The sequence below is a fragment of the Candidatus Thiosymbion oneisti genome, from assembly GCF_900092655.1.
Lineage (GTDB): Bacteria > Pseudomonadota > Gammaproteobacteria > Chromatiales > Chromatiaceae > Thiosymbion > Thiosymbion oneisti.
Window position 1 is genome coordinate 1 of record NZ_FLUY01001382.1, and the last position, 2089, is coordinate 2089.

Here is a 2089-nt window from a genome sequence, read left to right on the forward strand (position 1 = left end):
CAGATACTCAAACAATGGCACGCACAGCAACCCCAACTGTTTAAAAAAATTCCACGTAATCATCCGGGACCTGACAGATAGGTACAAAGGTGACTATGATGAAACAACTCAAAAGCTACATACTGGCAGCCACGCTGGTAGTGGTTGGTACGCTGAGTCTCAGTGCTGCGCCTTCTGCGCAAGCAAGTTACAGGGGGACGGTTCTCTATAGTGAACTAGGGAATGTTGATCTGGCAGTGGCAAAATGGTATTACGAACTGTCGCTGATTTACAACAACTCAACCTATCGCTATTACACCTACCTCAACGCGAACCGAGCTTATAGCGACGCGTACAACGCTTATAGACAGGCACCATCCGGATCGACAGCGAAGAGGTATGCTGGTTACGCACTTAACAATGCCTCCTCCTACAGACGCTACGCCTATTCTAACTATATCTATGGGGGGCGCTATACGTCCTATAAGTACCAAGTCGCGCGCTATGGCTACTTGGCTCAGTACTATCTCAGCTGGGCAGGCTATTATGCAGCCTGATAAGGCTGACCGTTGGCAGGGCACCTTGAAAAATTCAGGGTGCCCAGTATGAGAAAGGCATCCGGAGACTGCAATCTTCAGGCGCCGTCCTGGAAAATCCCAAGGATGGGGTTTTGCGGGGTTTCCACAAGATGTGACCTTTCGGTCCCCCCTACTTCTTGACCACCGGAGACAGAAGCGGTCGGTAAGCTCTTGGCCAGTGGCGGTTGCTAGATCCTATATAATCATCCGGGACCTGACACCTAGCTAAGGACCGTCTTACCGTCGCCCAGCGTCCGGATCGATCCAGATCAGGCTTGCCATGCGCCCGGTAATCTTATCGCGCCGGTAGGAGAAGAAGCGCTCGGGGTCGGAATAGGTACAGAACTCGCCGCCCCAGACCCGGTCGACGCCACAGGCGCGCAGACGTTCGCGGGCCAAGGCATAGAGATTCGCCAGCCATTTGTCTCCAGGCGCCGGCACGAACGCGGCCTTGGTGTCTTCGTCTCCCTGCGCGAGGAAACGCGCCCGTACCTCGGCTCCCACTTCGAATACCTGCGGACCGATGGCCGGTCCCAACCAGCACAGGATCGCTCGGGGAGGCACCGCGAGCCGGGCGATGGTCGCCTCGATGATACCCTTCGCCAGGCCCCGCCAGCCAGCGTGTACTGCCGCTACGCGGGTTCCTGCCGCATCGCACAGCAACAGCGGGAGACAATCCGCGGTCAGCACGGCACAGACCTCCCGCGGGCCCATGGCGATCACGGCATCCGCCCGGCAATCCCTGGGCTCCCTGACCGCATCGGCGACCCTACAACTATGGACCTGTCGCAACCAATGGGGCTCCGTGCAGAGACCGAGGCGTGCGCGCAACAGGGCGCGATTCTGCGCCACCAAGGATGGCTCGTCCCCCACGTGATCGGCCAGATTCAAGCCGGCAAAGGGTCCGGTACTGACACCTCCGCCGCGTGTCGTGCACAGGGCCCGTACCCGTGGCGGGGCGGGCCAGCTCGGCTCAATCCTCCACTCCAGGGTTGTTGACATTTCTGAGCGAGCCAGGTAGGTCGGGTTAGAGGCTGTCTGAATGCGGTTCGCTGAATGTCAACAACCCGTAGGATGGATGTAGGATGCGGTGAGCGCGGGAGATCTTTCAGGATGGCACTGCCGGGTAGCGCGAACCGCATCGATGATGCAGTGAGCGCCTGCCTGGCGTCCCAGGCACGCCTGCCTGTGCCGGAGGGGATAGGTAGGCCGCGAACCGTATCTTTGGATGGTGGGCGTGTTCAACTGGTTGGGCACGGGCCATTCATTGATGCGGTTCGCGCGGGGCGTGTGTGCACCGGCCGGCAAGCTCAGAACCACCGCGCTCACCACATCCTACGCTTTTTGCTCAATCTATCCAACTCGCTTCTAACCAAGTCCGGTCCTCTAAACGACGCCGAATCATTCAGGATTACTTTTAACCGGACAGCTTCTTAGAGGCTATCTAAAAACTAGCCTATTGATTTTAAATCGGTAGGCTGGGGTGAGGAACGAACCCCAGCTTTGGTTATTGCTGGGTTTTGGCCATCCCT

2 protein-coding genes are annotated in these 2089 nt (G+C 57.9%); one reads left to right on the top strand and one right to left on the bottom strand.

Features of this window, described 5'->3' with window-relative positions; genetic code table 11:
- The first annotated feature begins 95 nt into the window (after nt 1-95).
- Nucleotides 96-536 (top strand): hypothetical protein, encoded by a 441-nt coding sequence (locus BQ17_RS14185; RefSeq protein WP_089728139.1) that lies wholly within the window; start codon nt 96-98, stop codon nt 534-536.
- Between the two features lie 258 nt (nt 537-794).
- Here the strand turns inward: BQ17_RS14185 and pgeF are convergent, their stop codons facing one another.
- Nucleotides 795-1559, bottom strand: a complete 765-nt coding sequence (gene pgeF, locus BQ17_RS14190; RefSeq protein WP_089728141.1) for a peptidoglycan editing factor PgeF — start codon at nt 1557-1559, stop codon at nt 795-797.
- Between the last annotated feature and the right edge of the window lie 530 nt (nt 1560-2089).

Excerpts from the sequence above, each read along its gene's own strand:
- BQ17_RS14185 (WP_089728139.1), top strand. The coding sequence starts at position 96 with ATGATGAAACAACTCAAAAGCTACATACTGGCAGCCACGCTGGTAGTG.
- pgeF (WP_089728141.1), bottom strand. The coding sequence starts at position 1,559 with ATGTCAACAACCCTGGAGTGGAGGATTGAGCCGAGCTGGCCCGCCCCG.